Genomic DNA, 21212 nt, shown 5'->3' with positions numbered 1-21212 from the left:
CCTCTCCCATGTCCGCCCTGCGCAAATGGCTGCTGTCCGGCTTGCTGGTGATCGTGCCGCTGGTCATCACGCTCGGCGTGCTGAACTGGATCATCGGCACGCTCGACCAGACGCTGTGGCTGCTCCCCGAGCAGTGGCAAACCTGGCTCAGCGACCACAAGGTGCGCGGCCTGGGCGTGCTGCTCACGCTGGCGATCCTGCTGGTGGTGGGCGCCACGGCCAGCAACTTCGTCGGCAAGCGCCTGCTCGGCTGGGGCGACGCCGTGGTGCGCCGCATCCCGGTGGTGCGCTCGATCTATTCGAGCGTCAAGCAGGTGTCGGACACGCTGTTCTCCGAGAACGGCAATGCCTTTCGCACCGCGGTGCTGATCCAGTGGCCGCGCGAAAACGTGTGGACCATCGCCTTCGTCACCGGCGCGCCCGGCAATGAAGTCGCCGAGCACCTGGGCGAGGGCGAGTTCCTCAGCGTCTACGTGCCGACCACGCCCAATCCCACGGGCGGCTACTTCGTGATGCTCAAGCGCAGCGACTGCATCGAACTTCAGATGAGCGTGGACGAAGCGCTCAAGTACATCGTCTCGATGGGGGTGGTCGTTCCAGGCAGCCCCGCCGCGGTGACGGTGAAGCCATCCAACTCATAAAAAACGAACGCGCCACGACGGCGCCGGAAGTCCTTCCTATGGCCATGCGTACTCACTATTGCGGTCTTGTGACCGAAGCCCTGTTGGGCCAGACCGTCACCCTGTGCGGGTGGGTCAACCGTCGCCGCGACCACGGCGGCGTGATCTTCATCGACGTGCGCGACCGCGAAGGCTACGTGCAGGTGGTGTGCGACCCCGACCGCGCCTCGACCTTCGCGGTGGCCGAGAACCTGCGCAACGAGTTCTGCGTGCAGATCACCGGCTTGGTGCGTGCGCGCCCCGAAGGCACGACCAACGACAGCCTCAAGAGCGGCAAGATCGAAGTGCTGTGCCACGAACTGAAGGTGCTGAACCCGTCGGTCACGCCCCCGTTCCTGCTGGACGACGACAACCTGTCGGAAACCACCCGCCTCACGCACCGCGTGCTCGACCTGCGCCGCCCGGCCATGCAGCGCAACATGATGCTGCGCTACAAGGTGACGATGGAAACGCGCAAGTTCCTCGACGCCAACGGCTTCATCGACATCGAAACCCCGATGCTCGGCAAGTCCACACCCGAAGGCGCGCGCGACTACCTCGTGCCCAGCCGCGTGCACGACGGCAGCTTCTTCGCGCTGCCGCAGTCGCCCCAGCTGTTCAAGCAGCTCTTGATGGTGGCCGGCTACGACCGCTACTACCAGATCGTGAAGTGCTTCCGCGACGAAGACCTGCGCGCCGACCGCCAGCCTGAATTCACGCAGATCGACATCGAGACCTCGTTCCTCGCCGAAGAGGAAATCCGCGAGATGTTCGAAGGCATGGTCCGCACCATGTTCCGCAACGCCGCGGACATCGACCTGCCGGTGTTCCCGACCATGAGCTACGCCGACGCGATGTTCAAGTACGGATCGGACAAGCCCGACCTGCGCGTGAAGCTCGAATTCACCGAACTCACCGAGCTGATGAAGCGCGTCGAGTTCAAGGTGTTCTCGAACGCCGCCACCATGACCGGCGGCCGCGTCGTCGCACTGCGCGTGCCTGGCGGCGGTGCCGAGGGCGGCCTGTCGCGCGGCGAGATCGATGCGTACCAGGAATTCGTGAAGATCTACGGCGCCAAGGGCCTGGCCTACATCAAGGTCAACGACGCCGCCGCCGGCCGCGAAGGCCTGCAAAGCCCGATCGTCAAGAACCTCGACGACGCCACGCTGGCCGAGATCATCGCCCGCACGGGTGCGCGCAACGGCGACATCCTGTTCTTCGGCGCCGACAAGGAAAAGGTCGTCAACGACGCCATCGGCGCGCTGCGCGTGAAGATCGGCCACAGCGCCTTCGGCAAGAAGGCCGGCCTCTTCGAGGACCGCTGGGCCCCGCTGTGGGTGGTCGACTTCCCGATGTTCGAGTTCGACGAGGAAGGCCAGCGCTGGAGCGCCGTGCACCACCCGTTCACCGCACCGAAGGACGGCCATGAAGACCTCATGGACACCGCGCCCGAGAAGTGCATCGCCAAGGCCTACGACATGGTGCTCAACGGCATCGAGATGGGCGGCGGCTCGGTGCGTATCCACCGCGAGGAAGTGCAGAGCAAGGTGTTCCGCGCGCTGAAGATCAGCGCCGAAGACGCGCAGCTCAAGTTCGGCTTCCTGCTGGACGCGCTGCAGTACGGCGCCCCGCCGCACGGTGGCATCGCCATCGGCCTGGACCGCCTGGTCATGCTCATGACCGGCGCCGAGTCGATCCGCGACGTGATCGCCTTCCCCAAGACCCAGCGCGCACAAGACCTGCTGACGCAGGCGCCGAGCCCGGTCGACGAGAAGCAGCTGCGCGAACTGCACATCAAGCTGCGCAACACGCCGCAAGCGGCAGCCTGAGGCCGGTTGGCACGGACAGGGTGATTGGCTAAAATGGCTAATCACTCCCCGGAGCCAGCCATGCAGATCACTGCCACCGAAGCCAAGAACCGATTCGGCTACTACCTCAGCCAGGCCGAGCGCGAACCGGTGCATGTGATGAAAAACGACCGCGTGGCGGTCGTTCTTGTTTCTGCGGCGCGTTTTGCGGAACTCGAGGCGCTGGAGAAGCAGAAGTCGATGGCGCAGCGCAAGCGCGAGTTCAACGAGGAATACAAGGACTGGATTGCTGCGCAGAACGAGCTGGTCGAGACGCACGGTGTCTTCGGCGAAAACTTTCGCCCCTGGTAGGCACCTGTGGCGCAATTCGACATCTACGCCAATCCCGACAAGGCCCAGCGCGCTGCATTTCCGTGGTGCGTCGACATGCAAAGCGACCTGCTCGGCGTGTTGCCGACGCGATTGATCATGCCGCTGACCACCCAGAAGTACCTGCCGGCCAAGGCGCCGCGCCGGCTGTGTCCGCCCGTCCAATGGGACGGCGAAACCTTTTTTGCATTGCCTCAGATGACTGCGCCTTTCCGGGTGAAGGACCTGGGAACCGCGAAAGGCAATGTGCGCATCGCTTCGAATGACCTGGTGGCTGCGCTCGACGCGGTCATCAGTGGCGTCTGAACACCGCTGTGAAGCCTTTCAAGATCCCCGAATCTGTGCTGGTCGTGATCCACACGCCGGCCCTCGACGTGCTGCTGATCCGTCGCGCCGACGCCCATGAATTCTGGCAATCGGTCACCGGCAGCAAGGACGCCCTCGACGAGCCGCTCGCGCTCACCGCGGCGCGCGAGGTGGCCGAGGAAACCGGCATCCAGTGCGGCGAGGGCACGCCGCTGGCGTCGCAACTGGTCGACTGGCAGCTGCGCAACATCTACGAGATCTACCCCGGCTGGCGCGCGCGCTACGAACCCGGCGTCACCCACAACACCGAGCACCTGTTCGGCCTGTGCGTGCCCGAGCGCCTGACGCCCGTGCTCGCCGCGCGCGAGCACACCGATTGGCAATGGCTGCCGTACCGGGAGGCGGCTGATGCGTGCTTTTCCCCGTCGAACGCCGAAGCCATTCTGTTGCTGCCAGAATTTGCCCGATGAACCCACCGGCAGCCGCAGCAGCAGCAACGCACAACCTCCGGGTCGCGACCTACAACATCCACAAGGGTGTGCAGGGGATCGGGCCAGCGCGGCGGCTCGAGATTCACAACCTGGGCCACGCCATCGAGCAGCTCGATGCCGACATCGTCTGCCTGCAGGAAGTGCGCAAGATGAACCGCCAGGCCGCTGCCCGCTTTCCGCGCTGGCCCGAGCTGCCGCAGGCCGACTTTCTGGCGCCCGAGGGCTACACGGCGGTCTACGAGACCAACGCCGTCACGCGCCACGGCGAGCACGGCAATGCGCTGCTCACGCGCTGGCCGGTGATCCGCACCAGCCACCAGGACATCTCCGACCATCGCTTCGAGCAGCGCGGCCTGCTGCACGCGGTGATCGAGGTGGAGGGCCGCCCGATCCACGCCATCGTGGTGCACCTGGGGCTCATCAAGGGCAGCCGCGTGCGGCAGGTGGCGCGGCTGCGCGAGTTCATCGAGCGCGAGGTGCCGGCCGACGAGGCCGTGGTGGTGGCTGGCGACTTCAACGACTGGGGTGCGCGCATGCGCTACGCCATGAACGCCATGGGCCTGCGCGACACCAGCGACCTGCGCGGCCCGCGCACGCTCACGTACCCGTCGCGGCTGCCGGTGGCGCAGCTCGATTTCGTCTACGGCCGCCAGCTCGAACCATTGGCCTGTGCGGTGCCGCGCGGTCCCATCTGGGCCCGCATGTCCGACCATCTTCCGCTGGTAGCCGACTTCGCGCTGGCCTGAGCTCGCCCCCAGGCTTCGCGCACTGCGTGTCGCTTCTCCAACCCCCTGCCGGGGGCAACACCAGCGGCCCGGCAAAGCCGGTTCCGCGGTGTTTCCCCTCTGGCGGTGCTGAAAAAGCGTTCACTGATACCATCTGCGGATGCTGAGGAAAACCGACGTCGAACCGCTTCCCGATCGAAAAGACGATGACGAGGGCACCCCCGTCTCCGTCAAGATCCGCGAGCGACTGAATGCAGCGCGCAAGCGTTTCAACGCCAACGACAACATCGCCGAGTTCATCCAGCCCGGCGAGTTGGAGTCCCTGCTCGACGAGGTCGAGGTCAAGATGAAGGCCGTGCTCGAGAGCCTGGTCATCGACGTCGAGAACGACCACAACACCGACAACACCGCGCGCCGCGTGGCCAAGATGTACCTCAACGAGGTGTTCCGTGGCCGCTACGTGCCGCCGCCGCCGCTCACCGAGTTTCCCAACGCCGAGCACCTGAACGAGCTGATGATCGTCGGCCCGATCACCGTGCGCAGCGCCTGCTCGCACCACTTCTGCCCGATCATCGGCAAGCTCTGGATCGGCGTGATGCCCAACGAGCACACCAACGTGATCGGCCTGTCGAAGTACGCGCGCCTGGCCGAATGGGTCATGGGCCGTCCGCAGATCCAGGAAGAAGCCGTGGTGCAGCTGGCCGACCTGATCCAGGAAAAGACGCAGCCCGACGGCCTGGCGCTGGTCATGGAAGCCGAGCATTTCTGCATGGCCTGGCGCGGCGTGAAGGAAATGGACAGCAAGATGATCAACTCCGTCATGCGCGGCGTGTTCCTCAAGGATCCGAGCCTGCGTCGCGAATTCCTTTCCCTCCTGCCCAGAAAGAGCTGAGCCATGCTGGTCCGACTTCTCTACGCCAGCCGCGCCGTCGATACCAGCCCCGAGGCCATCGAGGCGATCCTCGCGAAATCGCGCACGCACAATCCGGCCTGCGGCATCACCGGCATCCTCTGCTATGGCGCCGGCACCTTCCTGCAGGCGATCGAGGGTGGGCGCGAGGCCATCAGCGACCTCTACGGCCACATCCAGCGCGATGCGCGCCACAAGGACGTGGTGCTGCTGCACTACGAGGAAATCTCCGAGCGCCGCTTCGGCGGCTGGACGATGGGGCAGGTCAACCTGTCGAAGCTCAACGCCTCGACGCTGCTCAAGTACTCCGAGAAGCCCGAACTCGATCCGTACAAGGTCTCGGGCAAGGTCTCGCTCGCGCTGCTCGAAGAACTGATGGCCACGGCAGCCATCGTCGGCCGCCACTGATCCCGGTTCGACCGGGGTGCCCCTTTCCGCTTTCGCACTGATCCTGCTGGCTGGCGTCATCCACGCCAGCTGGAACATCGCCGCCAAGAAGGCGAACGGCGATTCGCGCTTCGCGTTCCAGAGCGGCGTGTTCATGGCCGTGGTGTGGGCGCCCGTGGGCATCACGCTCGGCTGGAGCGTCGTGCCGACCTGGGGCACGAAGGAGTGGGCCTTCATCGTGCTGAGCGGCGTGCTGCACGTCTTCTATTACGTCGTGCTGCTGCGCGGCTACCGCAAGTCGGACCTCACGGTGGTCTACCCGCTGGCGCGCGGCTCGGGGCCGCTGCTCTCGTCGCTGATCGCGATCCTGTTCCTGGGCGAGAAGATCAGCCTCGTCGGTGTGGCCGGCATCTTCGGCGTGGTGCTCGGCGTGTTCCTGGTAGCAGGCGGCCCGCGCCTCTTTCACAAGAAGCATGACCCGGTGCAGCGCGAACGCGTGCAAAAGGGCATGCGCTACGGCGTGCTGACCGGCGCCTTTATCGCGGCCTACACGGTCACCGACAGCTACGCCGTCAAGTTTCTGGCGATGTCGCCGATCCTGCTCGACTACATGAGCAACTTCGTGCGCCTCATGCTGCTGCTGCCCGCTGCGCTGCAGGACCGCGCGACCACCGTACGCATGTGGCGTGAGCAGTGGAAGTACGCGCTGCTGGTGGCGGCGATCAGCCCTGTCTCGTACGTGCTCGTGCTGTACGCGGTGCAGCAGGCGCCCATTTCGCACGTCGCGCCGGCGCGCGAGGTGTCGATGCTGTTCGCCGCGCTGATCGGAGGGCACCTGCTGCGCGAAGGCGATCGCATGCTGCGATTGCTGGGCGCGCTGTTCATCGCGGCCGGCGTGATCGCGCTCGCATTGGGTTGACCGAAGGCGGGCGATGCTCTTCGGCTGCGATTTCTCGAGCGCACCGACCGCCCGCAAACCCATCGTCGTGGCCGTCGGCGAGAGCGCAGGCCCGGACGCCGTCACGCTGACCGGCCTGCACCGCTTCGCCACGCTCGACGCCTGGGGCCAATGGCTCGACAGCAGCACGCCCGCCTGGGTCGGCGGCTTCGACTTTCCCTTCGGCCTGCCGCGCGAATTGATCGAGCACTTGCAGTGGCCGACCGCGTGGGATGCGCTGATCGCCCACTACGCCGCCCTGAGCCGCGCCGAGATCCGCGACACCTTCGCCGCCTTCTGCGCGGCGCGCCCGGTCGGCGGCAAGTTCGCGCACCGTGCGACCGATGCGCCGGCCGGCTCGAGCCCGTCGATGAAGTGGGTGAACCCGCCCGTCGCCTACATGCTGCACGCCGGCGTGCCGCGCCTGCTCGCAGCGGGTGCCACGTTGCCGGGCCTGCACACGGGCACGCACAGGGACCGCATCGCGCTGGAGGCCTACCCGGGCCTGCTGGCGCGCGAACTCATCGGCCGGCGCAGCTACAAGAGCGACGACCTCGCGCGGCAGTCGCCCGAACGCGAGGCCGCGCGCGCCGACCTGCTGGCCGCGCTGGAGGCCGGGCAGACACGGCTCGGCCTGCGGCTTGAACTCACAGCCGCGCAGCGTGACGGGTTGCGCGCCGATGCCAAGGGCGACGAACTCGATGCGGTGCTGTGCCTGCTGCAGGCCGCGTGGGCCCGGCAGCGTGCCGACAGCCCCGGGCCTGGCTATGGATTGCCGGGGGGCATGGACCCGCTCGAAGGCTGGATCGTCAGCGCCTGAGCGGCTCGCCGTCGCTTGCTTGTCCTACAGCGCTTCGGGCCTGCGGCGACACCCGCAGGCGGGCGGCGGGCGCTAGATTGCTTGACGTGGACCAAGCCGGTCCATGCATTCATTCCGACCGCAGGAGGATTTCCGCATGACAACATCGAACCGTTCCCTCGCTTCCTTTGCCGCCTCGCGCACCTGGCTCGCCGTGCTCGCAGCCGGCGCCGCCCTGACCCTGGCCGCTTGCGACAAGCCGGGCAACCAGACGGCCGGCGAGAAGCTCGACAGCGCGGTCGCCAAGACCGAGCAGGCGGCCTCCGATGCCAAGGCCAAGACCGAACAGGCCGCAGCCGATGCGAAGACCGGCATGGCCGGCGCCGCGGCCGATGTGAAGGAAGCGACCAAGGAAGCCACCGCCGCCGTGACCGCCACGGTCGACGACGCTGCGATCACCGCCTCGGTCTCGGCCGGCCTGGCCAAGGACCCGGACCTGAGCGCAATCAAGATCGACGTCGACACCAAGGGCGGCGCCGTGAGCCTCAAGGGCCCGGCCCCGACGGCCGCCGCCAAGTCGCGCGCCGAGGAGATCGCCAAGGCCGTGCAGGGCGTGAAGTCGGTGGACAACCAGCTTGAAGTGAAGGGCTGATCGGCCCTTCCGCTGCGCCAAGCAAAAAGCCCGGTTCGACCGGGCTTTTTCTTGTCTGCGTGCAGCATGCGCAGGGGGATGTCAGGGCGGGTCCTGGCGCGGCGGTCGCGCGGGCTTCTGCATCAGCGTGTTGACCAGGTCGGCCACGTCGGAGGTCTTGAGAACCGCCGCGATCACGGCCGTGGCCGAGATCAGCCGCCAGGGCCGCACGAGCACCAGCAGCGAGCCCGTGGCTGCGGCGGCGGCCATGAGCTTGACGGGCTCCGTGCGGGCGTAGTGCTCGAGCAGGGGGCGGGCCAGCTGGCCGGCCGCGTGCGCGGGATGACGGCGCCACCAGCGTTGCACCACGCCGCGCGCCATGGCGCTCCAGACGTTGTGACGGCGCCCCGGCGACGCGGGTGGCGCATCACCCGCGTCGGTGTGTGCGTATTCGAGATCGTCGTCGGCCTCGCCGGCGGCAAAGGCACGGTGGGGCGCCGGTGCGTCGGGCTCGCCGCCGTTCAGTTGCCGCACGAGCGCGCGGCGCGAAATGGCCAGCCGCTGCTGCGGCGTCAGCGGCGATGCGGAAGGGCGGCGGGGATCAGGGCTGCTCATGGCGGGCTCCGGCGGCATGCAGCGCGTCGAGGTCCGCGGCCAGCTGGGCGCGCAGATCGTCGAAGCCGTAGTTCGGACTCGGGCGGGTGGCGATCCAGGTGCAGATCGCCGCAATCACCACCGCCACCGCGGGCACGGCCACCAGCACCCAATGGAAGCTGCCGTGCAGCACACCGAGCAGCACGGCCACGCCGATCAGCCCGAGCGCCAACACGGCGGTGGCCACGGCCAGGACGCCCGCGACCAGTCGGGCGACGAGGCCGCGCCCCGCCACGGCACTCTCCTGCCGGGCAAGGGCCGCGTAGTTGGCGATGTGATCGGCAATGAGCTCCGGGTGCCCGAGCACCGTCGAGAAGATCGGATGAAGCATGTGCGAGGGTGGTCGGGCGGGTCGGTGGGTCAGTGGCGGTTCAGCGGATCAGTAGTCGTCGCGGCTGCGGCGGCTGGCCAGCACGATCAGTGCCGTGATGGCGGCGCCGGCAGCAGCGGCCAGCAGCACCGAGCGCACGGGCTGGTCGGAGATGTAGCGGCCCGTCACGTCGGCGGCCTGTTCGATGCGGCGGTGTGCGCGGGCGCCGGTGGTCGAGGCGGCGTCGAGGCCGCGCTGCACGGCCTGCTGCACGCGTGCGGCCAACTGCTCGACACCCGGTTCGGCGTCGCGGCGCAGTTCGCGGACCTTTTCGCCCGCCGCATTCACCGCGTTCTGAGCGTAGGCGCGGGTGGTTTCTGCCGCTTCCTGAGCGGTCTGGCGCACGTCGTCGGCGAGTTGCGAAGGGGTCTTGGTCGTGTTCATGGGAGAGTCCTTTCCGGGAAGATGAAATGCGGGAGCCTGTGGATCGTAACTACGCTACTTGCGTCGTAGCAAGCCGGCCAGGAAGCTGGCGATGGCGAGCACGGCAAAGATGATGAAAAGGACCTTGGCGATCCCCACCGCGCTGGCAGCGATGCCGCCGAAGCCGAACACGGCGGCGATGAGTGCGATGACCAGAAATACCACGGCGTAGTGCAGCATGCGGAACTCCTTCGAGGCTTCCCTCTTTGTGGTTTGAAACCGTGCATCCGGACGCATCGCTGAAGACGCGGCCCGGTGCCGGATGGCACAGGACCCACCTTAAGGGCAGGGCCGCATCGGCCCTGTCAGCGACCGGGGCGGGGGAGCGTAGGAGGCGACCGAGTCGCCGCAGGCCGTGGCGTGAAGAAATGCCGCGGCCCCTCAGGCCGAGGCCGCGCGTGGCGCGGTGGTGTCGGGGCTCGCCGGCTTCACCACCGGCAGCATCGCGGTGAGCCGCGTGCCCTGCCCGGGCGTGGAGGTGATGGTGAGCTTGCCGCGCGCCGCCTCGACCCGGTGGCGCATGCCCGCCAGGCCGTGCGTCGACGGGCGCATGCGCTGTGCGTCGAAGCCCTTGCCGTTGTCGGTCACTTCCACGATCACGTGGTTGGCGTAGTTCTTCAGCACGATGGTGGCTTCGGTGGCCTCGGCGTACTTGCCGATGTTGGTCAGGCTCTCCTGCACCATGCGGTAGATCGTGAGCTGGCGCGACTCGTCCATGGTCACGGGCTCCAGCGCCATCTCGATCGCCAGCCCCGAGCGTTCCCCGAACTCGCGCCCCAGAATTTCCAGCGAGGCGACCAGCCCGAGGTTGGAGAGCGACGAAGGCCGCAGGTCCTCGATGATGCGGCGCTTCAGTGCGATGCCGCTGTTGAGCAGCTCGGTCAGATGCTGCAGCCGCTGGATCGCGTCGGGCGCGTCGGCCAGCCGCGACTTCAGCCGCGCCACGTCGAGCTTGGCGGCGGTGAGCAGCGAGCCCAGCTCGTCGTGCAGTTCGCGTGCGAGGTAGCCGCGCTCGGTCTCGCGCACGTCCTGCAGGTGGGTGGCGAGCTCGGCCAGCGAGGCGGTGCGCTCGCGCACCTCGTCTTCGAGCGCATTGCGCTCGCGCTGCAGCACCTCCTGCTGGCGTTCGCCCACGGAGCGCAGCGCGTGCGTCTGGCGCAGGTACAGGAAGAAGGCGATCAGCGCGGCCAGCGCCACGATGCCGGTGCCGATGCGCGCCAGCTGCAGCGACTTCATCACCTGCAGCTGGCTGGCGTGCAGTGTCTGGTTGCTGGCTTTCACCAGCTCGCTGGCGGTGGCGCGGATGGCCTCCATCTCCTCGCGCCCGACGTCGGTGGTCATGACGAACTTCCAGGCGTCCTCGTTGCCTTCGTGGCGCAGGCGCACGCTCATGTCCATCTCGGCCACCTTGCGCAGCACGTGTTTCGACAGCTCGGTCAGCTGGGTTCGCTCGGCCGGGCGTTCGGCATACAGTTGGCGCAGGGTCGCGAGGTGGCCGTCCACCTGCTTGACCGCGACGTCGTAGGGCTGGCGGTAGGCGGCTTCGCCCGTGAGCAGGAAGCCGCGCTGGCCGGTTTCGGCGTCCAGCATGTTCTGCAGGATCTGGTTGAGCGTGCCGCGGATCTGCTGCGCCTCGTCGATGTCCGCCAGGGCCCGGCTCGATTGCCTGTACCCTGCCTCGTTGATGCCCACGAGGGCCAATGCAGCCAGCGCTGCGAGCAGCAGGCTGACGGCCATTTTGGGAGGGGCTAACCAGTGCATGTCACCTTTAAGGTCGCATTCAATGCAACTTCGTGAATAATTGATAACAATCAGGGACCGGCATGCTGCGGCTTCCAAGTCCGCAGCACAACGACGAAAGTAACAGATGATCAAAATTGGAATTGTGGACGACCACGCCATCGTGCGATCGGGCCTCCGGCAGTTCTTCTCCGAGCACGTGGACCTGCGCGTGGCGGGCGAGGCAGCGAGCGGGCGTGAAGCCATCGAGCTGGTCCGCACCACCGAGCTGGACGTGCTGGTGATGGATCTCTCCATGCCGGGACAAAGCGGTATCGATGCCCTCGCCATGATCCGCGCCAAGGCGCCGGACGTGGGCATCCTGATCCTCAGCGGCTACCCCGAGGAGCACTACGCGATGAACCTGATCCGTCAGGGCGCCAGCGGCTACCTCAACAAGGAATGCGATCCCATCGAGATCGTGAACGCCATCCGCACCATTTCGCTGGGTCGGCGCTACATCACGCCCGCCGTGGCCGAGCTGCTGGCCCGCCAGCTCGACCGCAAGGATGACGCCGCGCCGCACGAGCAGCTCTCGGAGCGCGAGTTTCAGGTGTTCCTGAAGCTGGCCAAGGGCGAGACCGCCGGCGACATCGCCAAGACGCTGTCGCTGTCGGTGAAGACGGTGAGCACCTACCGCACGCGGCTGATGGAGAAGATGAACCTGTCGTCCAACAGCGACCTGACCTACTACGCGCTGAAGAACAAGCTCATCGATTGAGCGTGCTCCCGCAGGGCGGCCAGCGGCTGGGGCGCGTCCCCGCGCTGGCCTGCGTTCAGTTCGCATCGGGCGCGGCATGCATGCCTCCGGCCTGCGCCAGGCAGAAGTCGACCAGCGCATCGATCTCGTTCGACTTGTCGAACACCGCGTCGACCCCGAACTCGGCGCAGCGGCGCCGGATGTCGGGCGTCGCATAGTTGCTGAGCACCACCACCTTCTGGCCGGGCTTGCGCGACTGGCAGGCCTGCAGGATGCCCAGGCCACTGCCTTGCTTGAGAAAGAGATCGACGATGGCCAGGTGCCATTCGTCGGCATGGCTGTGCAGCCATTCGCGCGCATGCTGCTCGGTCTCGGCAAAGCCGACGACCGTCGCGCAGGCGAGCTCCTCCAGAGTGCCGATGAGGTTTTCACGGATCGTGGGGTTGTCTTCGACGACGTAGGTCTGCAATCTGGAATCCATGCCGAGCCGCTTCCTCCGAGGTGGGCAGGTGCTCGTGTCCTGAAGCGTCCCGCGAAGGGGAGCGTCTGCCCATGCACACATTGAGGCCTCCCCGCGTCCGATCATGCAGGGTTCGAGGGCCGCGTGTTGTAGGCGGGTTCCGACGCACGATCGCGCCGTTGCCGCCGTAGGCCATGCCGCACGGGGTCTGCGGCCCGCCGCCGACCCGGCGGGGGCCGTCATCCGGGTAAGAATCGGGCATGGCAACCCAATCCCTTCGCACCCGGCCGCGCTGGCAGAAGCTGCTGGCGGTCCTCGTGCTGCTGGTCGCCGTGCTGCTGACCGCGTTCGCGCTCCTCGTCGCCTTCTTTCCGTGGGACACGCTGCGCGAGCCGCTCAACCGTTTCTTGAGCGAGAAGACCGGGCGCAAGTTCGAGATCACCCGCCGGCTCGATGTCGACCTCGGCTGGAAAGCCGCCACCGTGACCTTCGATGGCATCGAATTCGCCAACCCCGACTGGGCGCGCGACCCCTACCTGGTGAAGGCCGAGCGCGCGAGCTTCGAGATCCGGCTCTGGCCGCTCATCGACAAGCAGGTGATCATCCCGCGCCTGGCGCTGTCCGGGCCCACGGTGGGGCTGCAGATGGAGTCCGACGGGCGCCGCACCTGGGCCTTCGGCAAGGACACCTCGGACACCGGCACCGTGCCCACCATCGGCCTGATCCAGGTCGACAAGGGCGCCGTCGACTTCCTGGCCACGCACCTGGGCGTCGACGTGCACGCCGACCTGGACTACGACAGCACCCGCGGCGAGCTGCCGCTGCACTACCGCATCAAGGGCCGCTACAAGGGCCAGCCGCTCACGGCCGACGGTCGCACGGGCGACGTGCTGCAGATCAACGCCGCGGGCGCACCGCCGTTCCCGCTCGAGATCAACGCCGCCGCCGGCCAGACGAAGCTCAAGGCCAGCGGCACCGTGGCCCAGCTCGCGGGCTTTGACGGCATCGACGCCACGTTCCAGGTCAAGGGCCAGACGTTGAGCGCGCTGTACCCGCTGACCGGCGTCGTGCTGCCGCAGACCCCGCCCTATGCGCTGAGCGGCAGCCTGAGCAAGCGCGGCAAGCTCTGGGCGGCGGCGGGGCTCAACGGCCGGCTGGGCCTGTCGGACATCGGCGGCGACATGGCGTTCGACCAGGCCGGCAAGGTGCCGCGCCTGTCGGGCACGCTGCGCTCGCGCGTCATGGACATGGACGACCTCGGCCCGCTGATCGGCCTGCCGCCCACGGCGCGTTCCGCCAACGCGGTGGAAGGCGTGGCGCCGGTCGCCTCGGCCCAGCCCAAGCGTCCGCCCGGCGGCAAGGTGCTGCCGACCACGCCCTTCGACTTCGCGCGGCTGCACGCCATGAACGCCGACGTGGGCTACACCGCCGAGCGCATCCGCAACGTGCGCGAGGTGCCGCTGGACCGTGGCAGCGTCAAGATCAAGCTGACCGACGGCGTGCTGTCGCTCGACCCGCTCGACCTCGGCGTGGCCAGCGGCAAGCTGGTGGGCGCGGTGCGCATCGATGCCGGGAAGACGCCGACCGACATTCGCATGTCACTCGACGTGCGTGGCCTGAAGCTCGCGCGGCTGATTCCCAAGCTGGAAAACTCGGGCAACAGCGTCGGCCAGCTCGACGGGCGCATCAACCTGTCGGGCGCCGGCAATTCGGTGGCCGGCTGGCTGGGCGGTGCGTCGGGCGACATGGCGGTGCTGTCGGGGCGCGGCCAGTTCGGCAACCTGATGCCGGTGTTCGCGACGCTGGTGGGCGGCGACATCCTCAAGTTCCTGCTGCGCGGCGACCGCGATGTGGAGCTGCGCTGCGCGGCGCTGGCCTTCGACGTGAACAAGGGCGTGATGAGCGGGCGCACGCTGGTGCTGGACACCACCAACGCCGTTTTCACCGCCACCGGGCAGGCCAACCTCGCGACCGAGTCGCTGGACTTCGTGATCCGCCCCGAGCCCAAGAGCGCGAGCTTCCTGTCGCTGCGCACGCCGTTGGTCGTGAGCGGCACCTTCGGCGCACCCAAGGGCGGCGTCGAGATCGGGCCGCTGGCCGGCCGTGGCTTGGCGGCGCTGGCGCTGGGCGCCATCAACCCGCTGCTGGCGCTGGCCGCGACCATCGAGACCGGTCCCGGCGAGAACGCCGACTGCACGGGCGTGCTGGCGCTGGCGAACCGGCCCACGGCCGGGGCGGCGTCGCGCGGTGCCGCGCGGGCCAAGGGGGCTCGCCAGCCCTAACGAAAGAAAGAAGAGGGCAGGCGGGCGCTCAGGCGCTGGCCTGGGGCCGCTGCGCGCAGACGCTGCAGTGCGGGTCGCGCGAGACGCGCAGCGTGTCGAAGCCGGTGCTGCGCCCGTCGAACATCAGCAGCTTGCCCGCCAGCGACGGGCCGATGCAGGCCAGCAGCTTGAGCGCCTCGCTGGCCTGCAGCGTGCCGATGGTGCCAACGACCGGGCCGAACACGCCGAGCACCGCGCAGCGCGTTTCCTCGAAGCTGGCTTCGGGCGGGAACAGGCAGGCGTAGCAGGGGCAGGCCGCGTCGCGGGTGTCGTAGACGCTCAGCTGGCCGTCGAAACGGATCGCCGCGCCCGCCACCAGCGGTTTGGCGTGCGCCACGCAGGCGCGGTTCACGGCCTGCCGGGTGGCGAAGTTGTCGCAGCAATCGACCACCACGTCGACCCCGGCCACCAGCCGTGACAGCAGTGCCTCGTCGGCGCGCACGGCGTGGGTTTCGATGGCGATGCCGGGGTTGATGTCGCGCATGGCCTGCGCGGCGGATGCGACCTTCGGCTGGCCCACCCGCGCATGCGTGTGGGCGACCTGCCGCTGGAGATTGGTGAGATCGACCTCGTCGTCGTCGACCAGCACGATGTGGCCGACCCCTGCTGCCGCGAGGTACAGCGCCACCGGCGAGCCCAGCCCGCCGGCGCCGATGACGAGCACCCGGCCGGCGCTGACGCGCGTCTGGCCGTCGATGCCGAATTCTTCGAGAAGGATGTGCCGCGAATAGCGCAGCAGGTCGTGGTCGTCCATGCGCGCCTGCCTGGGCCTGTGCGGGGGAGGGGAAAAGGCCGGTGGCGCGAACCGCACGGCGTGTGCGGCCCGCTCGCCGGGATCAGTTTTCCTTCTTCTCGTCCTTGTTGTCGACGATGACCTGCGTCTTGCTGACGAGCACCGGCTGGCCCTTCAGGCGGTTGAGCGCCTGCACCAGCGGGAAGTCCTTGTCGGTGCCGAACTCGGGCACCTTGCGGTCCTGCGGCGGCTTCTTGGCTTCTTCTTCGAGGCGCTTGCGGGCTTCGTCGCGGGCCTTTTCACGTTCGGGGTCCTTGACCTCGGGGCCTTGGCCGCTGGCCAGGTGCTTCTCGAGGTCGGCCTCGCGCATGCGCAGGGCGGCGAAGGGGCTGCCCTCGGCGCTTTCGTCGACCAGCACGTTGGGCACGATGCCCTTGGCCTGGATCGAGGTGCCGCTGGGCGTGTAGTAGCGCGCCGTGGTGATCTTCAAGCCGGTGTCGGGGCCGAGCGGGCGCACGGTCTGCACCGAGCCCTTGCCGAAGGTCTGGCTGCCCATGATGGTGGCGCGCTTGTGGTCTTGCAGCGCGCCCGCCACGATCTCGCTGGCCGAGGCCGAGCCTTCGTTCACCAGCACCACCAGCGGCACGTTCTTGAGTGCGGCCGGCAGGTTGCGCAGCGGGTCGCTGCCCGAACGGCGCTGGTAGTACTCGGGCGCTGCCTTGTAGATCGACTTGCTTTCGGCCAGCTGGCCGTCGGTGGTGACCACCGTGACGTTCTCGGGCAGGAAGGCCGCCGACACCGCCACGGCCGCGTCGAGCAGGCCGCCCGGGTCGTTGCGCAGGTCGAGCACCAGGCCCTTGAGGTTCGGGTCTTCCTTGTAGAGCTCCTCGATCTTCTTGACGAAGTCGTCGACCGTGCGCTCCTGGAACTGCGACAGGCGGATCCAGCCGTAGCCCGGCTCGATCATCTTGCCGCGCACCGACTGGGTACGGATTTCCTCGCGCGTGATCGTGACCGGGAAGGTGCGGCTCTCGTCCTTGCGGAAGATGGTCAGCAGCACCTTGGTGTTGGCCTCGCCGCGCATGCGCTTGACGGCTTCATTGAGCGACAGGCCGCGCACGGCGGTGTCGTCGATCTTGGTGATCAGGTCGTTCGGCTTGAGGCCGGCGCGGAAGGCCGGTGAGCCCTCGATGGGGGAGACGACCTTGATGAGGCCGTCTTCCTGCGAGATCTCGATGCCCACGCCGACGAAGCGGCCCGTGGTGCCCTCGCGGAATTCCTTGAAGGACTTCTTGTCGAAGTACTGCGAGTGCGGATCGAGCCCGGCGACCATGCCCGAGATGGCGTCCGAGATGAGTTTCTTCTCGTCGACCGGTTCGACATAGTCGCTCTTGACCATCCCGAAGACGGCCGCGAGCTGCTGCAACTCCTCGAGCGGGAGCGGCGCGAGCGAACCCCGCGCGACCGTCTGCAGCGAGACGGTGGTCAGGACGCCAGCAACGGCGCCGGCGGCGACCCAGCCGGTGATCTTCAGTTTCTGGCCCATCATGAGTGAAATGTCCTGTATGTCGACGGCTGTCGAACCAATATACACAGCTTGGAAGCAAATTGCCTGCCGGGGTTCCACGGAGGGGCCGACAGGACGGATTTTGTTCCTTTGCTTACTTCTTCAACCCTTGCCTTGCGAGGCCACCGCGGCGGCGGCCTTTTCGGCGGCGGCGGCATCGCCCAGGTAGTAGTGGCGCAGGGGCTTGAGGTCGTCGTCGAGCTCGTAGACCAGCGGAATGCCGTTCGGGATGTTCAGGCCGACGATGGCGTCGTCCGAGATGCCGTCCAGGTACTTCACCAGCGCGCGGATCGAGTTGCCGTGCGCGGCCACGACCAGGCGGCGGCCGGTGCGGATGGCCGGGGCCATCGACTCGTTCCAGAACGGCAGCACGCGCGCGACCGTGTCCTTCAGGCATTCGGTCAGCGGGATCTGCTCGGGCGACAGCTTGGCGTAGCGTACGTCGGAGCGCTCGCTGCGCGGGTCGTCGGCTTCCAGCGGCGGCGGCGGGGTGCTGTAGCTGCGGCGCCAGACCAGCACCTGCTCGTCGCCGTACTTCTTGGCCGTTTCGGCCTTGTTCAGGCCCTGCAGGCCGCCGTAATGGCGTTCGTTGAGGCGCCAGGAGTGCACCACGGGCAGCCAGGTGCGGTCGAGTTCGTCGAGCGTGTGCCAGAGGGTGCGGGTGGCGCGCTTGAGCACGCTGGTGTAGGCCACGTCGAAGTCATAGCCCTCGGCCTTGAGCAGCCGGCCGGCCTGCTTGGCCTGCTCGACGCCGGTTTCGGTCAGGTCGACGTCGGTCCAGCCGGTGAAGCGGTTTTCGAGGTTCCAGGTCGATTCGCCGTGGCGGATCAGTACCAGTTTGTGCATGTCGGAGGCCTTTGGAAGCGCGTGGGAAAACCAGCATTCTAAAATCCCGGGTTTGCCATCCAAGGAACCCCCGTGAAATTGATCGAATTCGTCACCGCGAACTGGATGCTGATCCTGATGGCGCTCACCTCGGGCGGCATGCTGGCCTGGCCGATGATCCGGGGTGCGGGCGGCGGCACGCTCACGGCCCAGGGCGCCGTGCAGCTCATCAACCGCGAACGCGCCGTGCTGGTCGACGTGCGCGAACCCGAAGAATTCGCGACCGGCCACATGATCGGCGCCAAGAACGTGCCCCTGAACCTGCTGGACGAGAAGCTGGCCAGCACGGTCAAGAACAAGAACGTGCCGCTGCTGCTGGTGTGCGCCACCGGCGCCCGCGCCCAGCGCGCCGTGGCCACGGCCAAGAAGCTCGGCTACGAGCAGGCCCAAGCCGTCGCCGGCGGGCTCAAGGCCTGGAAAGAGGCCAACCTGCCGGTTGAAAAAGCCTGATTGTTCCCAAGGTAGAGCGCATGCAAGCCGTCAAGATGTACACCACCGCCGTCTGCCCGTACTGCACGCGTGCAAAGCAGATCCTCAAGGCCAAGGGCGTCGAGCAGATCGAAGAGATCCGCATCGACACCGACCCGCAAGCCCGCACCACCATGATGGAGATCACCCAGCGCCGCACGGTGCCGCAGATCTTCATCGGCGACACCCACGTGGGCGGCTGCGACGACCTGATGGCGCTCGATAGCCGCGGCGGCCTCGTTCCGCTGCTGCAAGGCGCCTGAAGCCTTTCGCGGCCGGGCGTCACGAAAGTGCGCGGGCCGTCGGGCGATAATCGTTTGTTCCCTCATCTGCAGCCCGCTGCGGGACCCTCTCCCCGGCGGGCATTGTTTTGATCCTCGAAAGTTCAGCCATGGCCGACCAGCAAGCCCAAGATCCCGTGTTCCAGATCCAGCGCGTCTACCTCAAGGACCTGTCGCTCGAACAACCCAACTCGCCCGCGATCCTGCTGGAGCAGACGCAGCCCACCGTCGACATCCAGCTCGGCGTGGACGCCCAGCCCGTGGCCGACGGCATCTTCGAGATCACCGTGTCGGCCACCGTGCAGACGAAGATCGACGACCGCACCGTGTTCCTGGTCGAAGCCAAGCAAGCCGGCATCTTCGAGATCCGCAACCTGCCGGAAGACCAGATGGGCCCGATCCTGGGCATCGCCTGCCCGCAGATCGTCTACCCGTACCTGCGCGGCAACGTGGCCGACGTGATCCAGCGCGGCGGCTTCCCGCCCGTGCACCTGGCCGAAATCAACTTCCAGGCCATGTACGAGCAGCAGCAAGCCCAGGCCGCCGGCCAGGCTGCCCCCACCCTGGCCCAGTAAACCGGCCGCACGACGCCGCCAGCGCACGATGAAGATCTGCGTTCATGGCGCCGGTGCCTGGGGCACGGCCGTCGCAGTCAACGCGGCGGCCCGCCACGAGGTCACGCTGTGGGCGCGCGACGCCGCCCAGGCCGACGCCATGTCGGCCGCGCGTGAAAACACCCGCTACCTTCCCGGGCTGGCCCTGCCGGCCTCGCTGGCCGTGCGCGCGGGCGACATCGCCCAGGCGCAGGCCGGGGCCGACCTCGTCATCGTGGCCACGCCCATGGCCGCCCTGCGCGAACAGCTGATCGCCCTGCGCGGCACCAGCGCCCAGGTGGCGTGGCTGTGCAAGGGCGTCGAGCCCGCGCTCGATGCCTCTCCCACCGCCTACGGCCTGCTCGCCCACGAGATCTGGGCCCAGGTGGCTCCCGAACTGAAGGCGGGCGTGCTCAGCGGCCCCAGCTTTGCGCAGGAGGTCGCCGAAGGGCGCCCGACCGCGCTGGTGGCCGCCAGCCCGCACGCCGGCGTGCGCGATGCGCTGGTCGACGCCTTCCACGGCCCGGCCCTGCGCGTGTACGCCAACGACGACATCGTCGGCGTCGAAGTCGGCGGTGCCGTGAAAAACGTGCTCGCCATCGCCACAGGACTGTGCGACGGCCTCGCGCTCGGGCTCAACGCCCGCGCGGCGCTGATCACCCGCGGCCTGGCCGAAATGACCCGCTTCGGCCTGGCGCTCGGCGCCCGCGCCGACACCTTCATGGGCCTGTCGGGCCTGGGCGACCTCGTGCTGACCGCCACCGGCGACCTGTCGCGCAACCGCAAGGTCGGGCTGCTGCTCGCCCAGGGCCGCACGCTCGCGCAGGCCGTCGATTCGCTGGGCCACGTGGCCGAGGGCGTGTACTGCGCCCGCACCGTGGTGCAGCGCGCGCGCGGCCTGGGCATCGAGATGCCCATCGCCGAAGGCGTGGTCGCGCTGCTCGACGGCCAGGTGAGCCCGCGCGACGCCGTCGCGGCGCTGACCGGGCGCGATCCGGTGCCCGAGTCGGTGCAGCCGCCCACCGGCCCGGCCTCGCGCCATTCCTCCTGAAGAAGATTAGAGATTCCAGAGACATGAGCCCTCGCTTTGATTTCTCGGCGTCGGCCGTCGCCGCGCTGGCCGAGTCCGACGTCGCCCGCGCCCTGCAGGAAGACGTCGCCGACGGCGACCTGACCGCCTCGCTGGTCGACGCCTCCCGCACCGCCCATGCCCGCGTGCTTGCGCGCGAAACCGCCGTGGTGTGCGGCGCGCCTTGGGTCGAGGCCACCGTGCGGCGGCTCGATCCGCAGGCGCGCATCACCTGGCTGTGCGGCGAGGGCCAGCGCTGCGCCGCCGACCAGCCCGTGCTCGAAATCGAAGGTGGCGCCCGCGCGCTGCTGACCGCCGAGCGCACCGCGCTCAACTTCCTGCAGCTGCTGAGCGCCGTCGCCACCAAGACCGCGCTGTACGCCGACGCCGTGAAGGGCACCCGTGCCCGCATCGTCGACACCCGCAAGACCCTGCCGGGCCTGCGCCTGGCGCAGAAGTACGCGGTGCGCACGGGAGGCGGGCTGAACCACCGCATCGGCCTGTACGACGCGGTGCTCATCAAGGAAAACCACATCGCCGCGGCCGGTGGCGTGGCCGCCGCCCTGCGCGCGGTGGCGCCCGTGGCCGCGCAGGCCGCCTTTGTCGAGGTCGAGGTCGAGACCCTGGCCCAGCTGCAGGAAGCGCTGGACGCCGGCGCCCGCATGGTGCTGCTCGACAACATGGACCTGCCCACGCTGCGCGAGGCCGTGCGCCTGAACGACGCCGTGGGCGAGGGCCGCAAGGCCGTGCTCGAGATCTCGGGCGGCGTCACGCTCGACGGCCTGCGCGCCCTGGCCGAGACCGGTGTCGACCGGATCTCGATCGGCGCGTTGACCAAGGACGTGAAGGCCATCGACTACTCGATGCGCTTCCTGACCCACTGAACC

At 68.1% G+C, this 21212-nt stretch carries 27 protein-coding genes; 18 read left to right on the top strand and 9 right to left on the bottom strand.

Annotation, left to right across the window (positions count from 1 at the left end; translation table 11 throughout):
* Positions 1-8: 8 nt before the first annotated feature.
* From AC07Q9_RS04885 to AC07Q9_RS04835, 11 genes are all read left to right on the top strand, one after another.
* A complete protein-coding gene (locus tag AC07Q9_RS04885; protein ID WP_489059745.1) occupies positions 9-641 on the top strand; it encodes a DUF502 domain-containing protein in 633 nt (210 codons plus the stop codon).
* A gap of 38 nt (positions 642-679) precedes the next feature.
* Complete coding sequence (aspS, locus tag AC07Q9_RS04880; protein WP_495270052.1) at positions 680-2488, top strand: aspartate--tRNA ligase; 1809 nt, start codon at positions 680-682, stop codon at positions 2486-2488.
* Between the two features lie 60 nt (positions 2489-2548).
* Complete coding sequence (locus AC07Q9_RS04875) at positions 2549-2818, top strand: type II toxin-antitoxin system prevent-host-death family antitoxin (protein ID WP_307584105.1); 270 nt, start codon at positions 2549-2551, stop codon at positions 2816-2818.
* Positions 2819-2824: 6 nt separating this feature from the next.
* The gene (locus AC07Q9_RS04870) at positions 2825-3142 is read left to right on the top strand and encodes a CcdB family protein (RefSeq protein WP_495307718.1); all 318 of its coding nucleotides are present in this window, start codon (positions 2825-2827) and stop codon (positions 3140-3142) included.
* A gap of 8 nt (positions 3143-3150) precedes the next feature.
* Complete coding sequence (gene nudB, locus AC07Q9_RS04865; protein ID WP_495307715.1) at positions 3151-3612, top strand: dihydroneopterin triphosphate diphosphatase; 462 nt, start codon at positions 3151-3153, stop codon at positions 3610-3612.
* Positions 3609-4379: an endonuclease/exonuclease/phosphatase family protein gene (locus AC07Q9_RS04860; RefSeq protein WP_489059737.1), complete on the top strand. Its 771-nt coding sequence runs from the start codon at positions 3609-3611 to the stop codon at positions 4377-4379. The genes nudB and AC07Q9_RS04860 overlap by 4 nt, the downstream gene beginning before the upstream one ends.
* A 139-nt stretch (positions 4380-4518) precedes the next feature.
* On the top strand, positions 4519-5250 hold the full coding sequence (gene folE / locus AC07Q9_RS04855) for a GTP cyclohydrolase I (protein WP_495307713.1): 732 nt from the start codon (positions 4519-4521) through the stop codon (positions 5248-5250).
* Positions 5251-5253: 3 nt separating this feature from the next.
* The gene (locus AC07Q9_RS04850) at positions 5254-5676 is read left to right on the top strand and encodes a BLUF domain-containing protein (protein ID WP_489059734.1); all 423 of its coding nucleotides are present in this window, start codon (positions 5254-5256) and stop codon (positions 5674-5676) included.
* 16 nt (positions 5677-5692) lie between these two features.
* Positions 5693-6574: a DMT family transporter gene (locus AC07Q9_RS04845; protein ID WP_495307710.1), complete on the top strand. Its 882-nt coding sequence runs from the start codon at positions 5693-5695 to the stop codon at positions 6572-6574.
* Positions 6575-6587: 13 nt separating this feature from the next.
* Entirely contained in the window at positions 6588-7412 is an 825-nt protein-coding gene (locus AC07Q9_RS04840) for a DUF429 domain-containing protein (RefSeq protein ID WP_495307708.1), read from the top strand.
* Positions 7413-7548: 136 nt separating this feature from the next.
* Positions 7549-8043 (top strand): BON domain-containing protein, encoded by a 495-nt coding sequence (locus AC07Q9_RS04835; protein WP_489059730.1) that lies wholly within the window; start codon positions 7549-7551, stop codon positions 8041-8043.
* Positions 8044-8124: 81 nt separating this feature from the next.
* On the opposite strand, the gene AC07Q9_RS04830 is transcribed toward AC07Q9_RS04835, so the two are convergent.
* From AC07Q9_RS04830 to AC07Q9_RS04810, 5 genes are all read right to left on the bottom strand, one after another.
* The gene (locus AC07Q9_RS04830; RefSeq protein WP_495307706.1) at positions 8125-8637 is read right to left on the bottom strand and encodes a hypothetical protein; all 513 of its coding nucleotides are present in this window, start codon (positions 8635-8637) and stop codon (positions 8125-8127) included.
* On the bottom strand, positions 8624-9007 hold the full coding sequence (locus AC07Q9_RS04825) for a hypothetical protein (RefSeq protein ID WP_492728690.1): 384 nt from the start codon (positions 9005-9007) through the stop codon (positions 8624-8626). Before AC07Q9_RS04825 ends, AC07Q9_RS04830 begins: the two co-directional genes overlap by 14 nt.
* 48 nt (positions 9008-9055) lie before the next feature.
* Positions 9056-9430, bottom strand: a complete 375-nt coding sequence (locus AC07Q9_RS04820; protein ID WP_099792261.1) for a hypothetical protein — start codon at positions 9428-9430, stop codon at positions 9056-9058.
* 54 nt (positions 9431-9484) lie between these two features.
* A complete protein-coding gene (locus tag AC07Q9_RS04815) occupies positions 9485-9649 on the bottom strand; it encodes a DUF1328 domain-containing protein (protein WP_070063586.1) in 165 nt (54 codons plus the stop codon).
* Positions 9650-9850: 201 nt separating this feature from the next.
* Complete coding sequence (locus AC07Q9_RS04810; protein ID WP_492677288.1) at positions 9851-11206, bottom strand: CHASE3 domain-containing protein; 1356 nt, start codon at positions 11204-11206, stop codon at positions 9851-9853.
* Between the two features lie 130 nt (positions 11207-11336).
* Here AC07Q9_RS04810 and AC07Q9_RS04805 point away from each other — a divergent pair, with 130 nt between their 5' ends.
* Positions 11337-11969 carry a response regulator gene (locus AC07Q9_RS04805; RefSeq protein ID WP_007837167.1) on the top strand — a complete coding sequence of 211 codons (633 nt, stop codon included), beginning with the start codon at positions 11337-11339 and terminating at the stop codon, positions 11967-11969.
* A gap of 55 nt (positions 11970-12024) precedes the next feature.
* On the opposite strand, the gene AC07Q9_RS04800 is transcribed toward AC07Q9_RS04805, so the two are convergent.
* A complete protein-coding gene (locus AC07Q9_RS04800) occupies positions 12025-12429 on the bottom strand; it encodes a response regulator (protein WP_495307705.1) in 405 nt (134 codons plus the stop codon).
* Between the two features lie 239 nt (positions 12430-12668).
* Between AC07Q9_RS04800 and AC07Q9_RS04795 the strand changes: the two genes are divergently transcribed.
* Positions 12669-14690, top strand: a complete 2022-nt coding sequence (locus AC07Q9_RS04795; RefSeq protein WP_495307703.1) for an AsmA family protein — start codon at positions 12669-12671, stop codon at positions 14688-14690.
* A 28-nt stretch (positions 14691-14718) separates the two neighbouring features.
* Here AC07Q9_RS04795 and AC07Q9_RS04790 read toward each other — a convergent pair whose 3' ends face one another.
* From AC07Q9_RS04790 to gpmA, 3 genes are all read right to left on the bottom strand, one after another.
* Positions 14719-15483: a HesA/MoeB/ThiF family protein gene (locus AC07Q9_RS04790; RefSeq protein WP_495307701.1), complete on the bottom strand. Its 765-nt coding sequence runs from the start codon at positions 15481-15483 to the stop codon at positions 14719-14721.
* A gap of 82 nt (positions 15484-15565) precedes the next feature.
* Positions 15566-17008, bottom strand: coding sequence for a S41 family peptidase (locus AC07Q9_RS04785; protein WP_099797176.1), 1443 nt, complete (start codon positions 17006-17008; stop codon positions 15566-15568).
* A 123-nt stretch (positions 17009-17131) separates the two neighbouring features.
* Positions 17132-17875: a 2,3-diphosphoglycerate-dependent phosphoglycerate mutase gene (gene gpmA, locus AC07Q9_RS04780; RefSeq protein ID WP_013543140.1), complete on the bottom strand. Its 744-nt coding sequence runs from the start codon at positions 17873-17875 to the stop codon at positions 17132-17134.
* A 105-nt stretch (positions 17876-17980) separates the two neighbouring features.
* Here gpmA and AC07Q9_RS04775 point away from each other — a divergent pair, with 105 nt between their 5' ends.
* The 5 genes from AC07Q9_RS04775 to nadC all read left to right on the top strand — a co-directional run bounded on the left by AC07Q9_RS04775 (position 17981) and on the right by nadC (position 21209).
* Entirely contained in the window at positions 17981-18364 is a 384-nt protein-coding gene (locus AC07Q9_RS04775) for a rhodanese-like domain-containing protein (RefSeq protein WP_492677924.1), read from the top strand.
* A gap of 20 nt (positions 18365-18384) precedes the next feature.
* A complete protein-coding gene (gene grxC / locus AC07Q9_RS04770; protein ID WP_062477087.1) occupies positions 18385-18645 on the top strand; it encodes a glutaredoxin 3 in 261 nt (86 codons plus the stop codon).
* Positions 18646-18773: 128 nt separating this feature from the next.
* Positions 18774-19238, top strand: coding sequence for a protein-export chaperone SecB (secB, locus tag AC07Q9_RS04765; protein ID WP_099792246.1), 465 nt, complete (start codon positions 18774-18776; stop codon positions 19236-19238).
* 28 nt (positions 19239-19266) lie between these two features.
* Positions 19267-20307 carry an NAD(P)H-dependent glycerol-3-phosphate dehydrogenase gene (locus AC07Q9_RS04760; protein ID WP_495307699.1) on the top strand — a complete coding sequence of 347 codons (1041 nt, stop codon included), beginning with the start codon at positions 19267-19269 and terminating at the stop codon, positions 20305-20307.
* A 23-nt stretch (positions 20308-20330) separates the two neighbouring features.
* On the top strand, positions 20331-21209 hold the full coding sequence (nadC, locus tag AC07Q9_RS04755) for a carboxylating nicotinate-nucleotide diphosphorylase (protein ID WP_487847817.1): 879 nt from the start codon (positions 20331-20333) through the stop codon (positions 21207-21209).
* Positions 21210-21212 lie beyond the last annotated feature (3 nt).

The organism is Variovorax sp. GW821-FHT09A10 (genome assembly GCF_059418385.1).
Note: the sequence above shows the minus strand (reverse complement) of the source record. Positions and strands in the feature narration are given on the sequence as shown.